Annotated in this window: 6 protein-coding genes; 4 read left to right on the forward strand and 2 right to left on the reverse strand. The window is 32.2% G+C overall.

Annotated features, from left to right (window positions below; genetic code table 11):
- Positions 1 to 316 precede the first annotated feature (316 nt).
- Both cas1 and cas2 read right to left on the reverse strand, forming a co-directional pair.
- A complete protein-coding gene (gene cas1 / locus ACJMLZ_RS04890) occupies positions 317 to 1312 on the reverse strand; it encodes a CRISPR-associated endonuclease Cas1 (RefSeq protein WP_405304236.1) in 996 nt (331 codons plus the stop codon).
- A complete protein-coding gene (gene cas2, locus ACJMLZ_RS04895) occupies positions 1313 to 1579 on the reverse strand; it encodes a CRISPR-associated endonuclease Cas2 (RefSeq protein WP_405304237.1) in 267 nt (88 codons plus the stop codon).
- A 230-nt stretch (positions 1580 to 1809) separates the two neighbouring features.
- Between cas2 and ACJMLZ_RS04900 the strand changes: the two genes are divergently transcribed.
- From ACJMLZ_RS04900 to ACJMLZ_RS04915, 4 genes are all read left to right on the forward strand, one after another.
- Complete coding sequence (locus ACJMLZ_RS04900; protein ID WP_405304238.1) at positions 1810 to 1968, forward strand: hypothetical protein; 159 nt, start codon at positions 1810 to 1812, stop codon at positions 1966 to 1968.
- 6 nt (positions 1969 to 1974) lie between these two features.
- Entirely contained in the window at positions 1975 to 2817 is an 843-nt protein-coding gene (rhuM, locus tag ACJMLZ_RS04905; protein WP_405304240.1) for a RhuM family protein, read from the forward strand.
- Positions 2818 to 3283: 466 nt separating this feature from the next.
- Positions 3284 to 4366 (forward strand): tyrosine-type recombinase/integrase, encoded by a 1083-nt coding sequence (locus ACJMLZ_RS04910; protein WP_405304241.1) that lies wholly within the window; start codon positions 3284 to 3286, stop codon positions 4364 to 4366.
- Positions 4367 to 4516: 150 nt separating this feature from the next.
- Positions 4517 to 5506: a hypothetical protein gene (locus ACJMLZ_RS04915; protein WP_405304239.1), complete on the forward strand. Its 990-nt coding sequence runs from the start codon at positions 4517 to 4519 to the stop codon at positions 5504 to 5506.
- Positions 5507 to 5741: the final 235 nt, after the last annotated feature.

Raw genomic sequence — 5741 nt, forward strand, 5'->3', positions numbered from 1 at the left:
GAACATACAGATGAAGATTTCAAAAAAAGACCATGGTACCAGAAACACATCTATGAAGAAAGACACCACCTCAATGCAGATTGCGTTTTGAATATTTCTATTAAAAACATTCTCTACAAACACTATAAAATATTCCTTAAAATACTTATTTAACTACTTTATATTTCTTCTTTTAAAAATGTTGTGAGGACATCATTTTCACCTCAATTTTCAGGGGAGGTTTCCTCAAAATCTTAATGATTTACCAAAATATCGGCAGTTATTTCACCTGATTTTGAGGAGATGATTTTTTCATCCATAAAACACTCAGGTTTCCTCACCATCTGAGATAAAACCCTTCAAATTTACTGCCTTCTAAAAGCACATTTACTAAATTTTCACTTTGTCTTTCAATCAAATCGAAGTAGCTTACACTTTCATCACAGTAGGTTATTGTCGAGTAAATTTTAGCTAAAATCTTTTCAACAATCAATTTTCTTGCTTCCAATTTTATGATATTGTTGCGCTTATCCAAATCATCAGCTGTAACCTGTTTTCTGTTGATCAGCCCAATCACAGTTTTATCTACTATCTGTTGCCTAAAGGGCTCTATCAAATCAAAGGTTAAGCTTGTGCGACCATACATATCAAAATGCAGAAAACCGCAGTATGGATCCAGTCCATTAACAAGTATACTTTTTGTAATTTCGCTTGCAAGAATCGCATAGCCATAGTTAAGCATTGAATTCAGTAAATCTGTCGGCTTTTTTGTTCTAGATTCAAAACCGATTTCAGTTGGGATGAAGTACTTCACACCGCTCCAATATTCATTTGAGGCCTTTCCTTCCAATCCCATTATTTTCATTCTTACATCCTCATTGCCTCCTTTCAATCTCAACTCTTCAAGCTGGCTTATGCATTCATCAATCTTTGACCTATGATTATAAACCCTTTTCAATTGTTTTTTCTTGTTTAAAGTCGTTAATGTAGCCTTTTGATTTTTCATCTTTGATTTAATCAATTCTTTGGATATTTCAAGACCAGCTTTATTTTCACTTAGCCTGTACTGTTGCTTTTTCAACTTCACATTTCTCCAGTCAGGTGATTCAAGGGTATATGTCAGCTGCCCTCGCGGATTGATAGATATCAGTTTAATGTTATTTGCGGCCATTAAATCAAGTGCATCAAAGGTAACATGACCTTTTCCAACAACGGTTATGTCAGTAATCAAACTTGCTTTAATTGAATCCAATATTTCATCCTTTTCATGTATGACAATCTGGTTGTCTTTCTTATGTATGGATTTTCCGTATCCGTCTATGACTATCTTCATTCAATACACCCTGTACAAGTCGCTTTTGAATTTGATCTCGCGCCCGTTCAATCCCATTTTTGAAAAGCAGTTTTGACAGATTGGAAATATCAGGAGGTTGTCGTTCTGTCTGATGATTTCATCGATATTTTTCTCAAGCTCTTCACGCTCATTGTTTTCAAGTTCCCCTACATATAATGTCGGTTGGATTTTTCTAAGTCCGAAATGCTGAAGTACCTTTTCAATATTTTCCTGATTGCCTTTGAACTTGCAATCGAAACTTGCCATCATATACATAAAATAATTTATATTATTGAATGTTTATTAGTCTTATTTTTACATAAAGAAAGCTATAAATACTATGTTTTTTTTAAATCTATTTTACAAGACTATAACAATATTTTTAAGCTATTATAATTGGATAAAATTTAAATAGGATAAGAAAAATAAAAATTTATAATTAAAAAGGAATTTATGTAGTTTAAATTCAAATTAAAGAAAATATTGAGAGTGATAAAATGAATTATGAATTAGTTGATACGATATTGTATACTGGTGAAGAAGGAACAGAAAGCATTACAATGCTTATTAATCATGAAGACAACTCTATGTGGGCTACTCAAAAAACAATAGCCGAATTGTTTAAAGTAACAAAATCAACCATAAGTAGACATTAAAAAAATATTTTTGAAGATGGAGAATTAGATAGTAATTCAGTTGTTGCAAAATTTGCAACTACTGCTTCTGATGGAAAAAAGTATAATACCAATATTTATCATCTTGATGCCATTATCTCTGTCGGATATCGTGTTAACTCAAAACAGGCAACACACTTCCGCAGATGGTCTACTAGGATTCTTAAAGAGTATATGATAAAGGGATTTGTTCTAGATGAGGAATTGCTGAAAAATAATGGTCGTTTTGGAGTAAGTTATTTTCCAGATTTGCTTGAAAAAATCAGAGAAATCAGATCTTCAGAAAGACTTTTCAATCAAAAACTTACTGATATCTATGCCACAAGCTATGATTATAACCCTGAAGCTCAACTGACAAGGGATTTTTTTGCAACTGTCCAAAACACATTAATTTTTGCGGTTTCAAGGCAAACTGCTGCTGAAATAATCATGTCTCGAAGTGATAAAAATAAGCCCCATATGGGATTAACAACATGGAAAGATTCTCCAAACGGAAAAATACTTCAGAGTGATGTTGTCATTTCTAAAAATTACTTGAATCATGATGAATTATCATTATTAAACACTCTCGTTGATGGCTTTTTAACATTGGCCGAAACAAGGGCTATGAGCAATCAGCCAACTTTCATGAAGGAATGGAAAGCCCTGCTTGATGACTATATCTCCTTAATCAGCTTACCCCAATTGGAGAATAAGGGTAAAATTTCATCAGATGATGCAAGGATTCATGCCATCAATGAGTATAAGGAATTCAGAATAGTTCAGGATAGGGATTATCAATCAGATTTTGATAAGATGATAATTGAAGTTAGGAAATTAGAATACAATTAATGGGGTAGAATAATTAATGTGATAATTTGATTTTTTTTTATCGTCACAATATTTTCACATGTGAAAAAAGTTTTTGAGGATAGGGTGATTATTGGAATGGAAAAGTTAATGACAGGAAATTCAATAAAAATTGATAGCAATTGTACCAAGAAAAATTTTCAATTTTTTCTATTTCCTAATTTTTTATATTTTTTTAAAAATTCAATTATTACTTCCCACTAATTTTTTATTACAAATTCAAAAATTAACAAAATCACCATATTTCAACCGCTTGATGTAGGTGTCTTACTATACTTTCAACACTTCTAGGAAAAACTCCAAATTATGCAAATTTTATATATAAAGAAAACGTATATTTTATGTAATAATATACAGTAAAAATGAAAAGATACGAAGTCTTTATATACTTAAAAAAATAATATTATATCAAGGGTTTGAGTATAGAAATTTAGGAGGCAAAATGCTTATGATTGAGGTTGATGAGCTAACCGACTACCTAGATGAATACTTGGAAGAAAAGCAAGAGGTAAAAAACTTAACTCAGGAAACAATAAAAAAACAAACCTTCAATATATCCAAATTCATAGAATATCTTGAAAATGAAGGAATCGATGAGCTGAACAGCGACAATGTCAAAAAGCAATTGAGACATTATCGTAGGCACTGTCTAAAACAGCGCGGCAACAAAAGGACTACCGTCAAGACATATATGATGAACATTCTGGAATTCATCAACTCTGAAGACGTTCAGGAAGAAATACAGCATGATACCATCAAAATGAAGGATATCATTGAAGTAAAGGCTGAAGATCCTGAAACTGCTAAAAAAAGAATTGAAAAGATTAGCTTAACAAGGCCGCAAAGTGCATTCTTTCTGGATACAATTCAACAGAGCGGAAATAAAAGGGATTATGCAATTTGCAGAACTTTCATTGATTCTGGAATGAGGCTAAAGGAATTGGTATTGTTGAACAAATCCGATATCCAGGTTCAGATTGATGAAAAGGGATTTTACATCTTGCCAAATGACACCAATGAATTTATTGAAGTGTTTCTTCGTGCTGAAACAACTAAGGGAGAGCTGAAGGACCGTACAACCTTTATAACCTACGATACTCTTGTGAGCTTAAATGATATGATCTATGATAGAATCACAAAACTTCGTAAAAATACTAATGATGTTTACAGACCCGTAATTCAAAGAAACAAAGCTTTAGAGGAAGTTAATCGTGAAGAACTGTTTACCAATATCAAAGGAAACAGAATAGGTAAACGTGGAGTTCAGGATATCGTAAAAAAATATGCTCATTTAAGTGATGAGAGAATAGAAAACGAAAACATCGACTGTCCTGTCGAATATGGAAAAAATGTAAGCGTTCACATTCTCAGACACACCGCTTTAAGCCATTATGCCGAGATTTTGACGGTTGCAGAGGTTCAAACAATAGCAGGCCACTCCAACAGCCAAACTACCGACAAATATATCCATGTTGACAGAGAACAAATGAAGCAAAAATTAAAAGCTAATAATATGAAGTTTAATATGTGATTTATTAAATTTCATCATTTTTTTAAAGTTTTAGAAGATTTTAAATAGTATATTGTAGAATATTATTATAGTATTACTATTTTACAATTTAAATTAAGGATTTATTACATGATTTCAAAAAAGATTATTTTATTATTAAGTGTTACCTTAATGCTGGTTTCGATAATAGGAGTTTGCGCTTCTGATTATCAACAGGATATAAATGAATTGAAGGCTATTCTAGCCAATACGGATGAATCGGAAATGATTGGCTGTTGCTCTGTCATGTTGCAGCTTGAAGGAAACGACAGTATGTTTGCATTCAGAAGAGATGCGAGTTTCGGTGCAGACATATTTATTATAAATACTACTGACTGGCATGGCCATAGGGCTATAAAACAATATAAAACTGATGGAGGATACTTCTGTCAAGCTGTTGTTACTGATGACGGCTGGATGATTGGATTCGGGGGAATCGACGACGGTAAAGACAATGAAAGAATTGAAAACATTACCTCAGAAATGATTAATGAAAACAATACAATTTCAGAAGACATTTTAACTAAAGTACAGGCAATAAAAGCTAATTACGGTCTAGGACATCTTCTTATCAAAGCTCCTAATGGAAATTATGGTTTGGCTACTGCTACAACCCATGAAACAGGTCATTTGGAACCTGGAGAGTATGTCTCCATACCTAATAGATATCAGTTCCTCAGAACAGGTTCCATTTCTTTAAACACTACAGATAAAGTATCAACAATGATGGAATTGGCTGCATCAGACCTGTTTGGCCTTACCAGAAGGGATATCACCACTTTCCACTTCCATAACGGCACCAACGACACATTTGAAGGAAACATCACTGATATTTATCTCTCAAACGATGATGGATCAATGCATGGAATGTCAACAGGAGGACTTGCGGATAGTGTTTATTTCAATGGTTCTACTGTCATTAATGCAAGTAAGATTCCTATAGCCCCTAAATATCTAAAGGTCGGCACTGTTGAATTTGAAGAGGTTCACAATGATACATCTATCTTTGGCGAGTTTAACCTCTTTAATTATATGTCTCTGAAGGTCTTTTTGACCTTTTTAGCGGGAATTTTCTTAATTGCGTTGGCTGTTGTAAGAAATTTAAGATTTAGAATGAACTAAAATTTATTAAATTTCATAAAATTTAATAAAAAACAACAAAATTTAATGAAATTAGTGTATATAACTAGCTTGATATATATCAAGCTGTTGATATACATCATTTTCTAAATATTACTTGAGTATTAGTGGTATAAGATATATTTATACTACTTTCTGTATTTATGGAAAATATTTATTATATATATTTCCGTATTTCATTATAATATATCAATTGGTATTAGTGATATTAATACTG

This window comes from Methanobrevibacter sp. (genome assembly GCF_045126245.1).
Classification (GTDB): domain Archaea; phylum Methanobacteriota; class Methanobacteria; order Methanobacteriales; family Methanobacteriaceae; genus Methanocatella.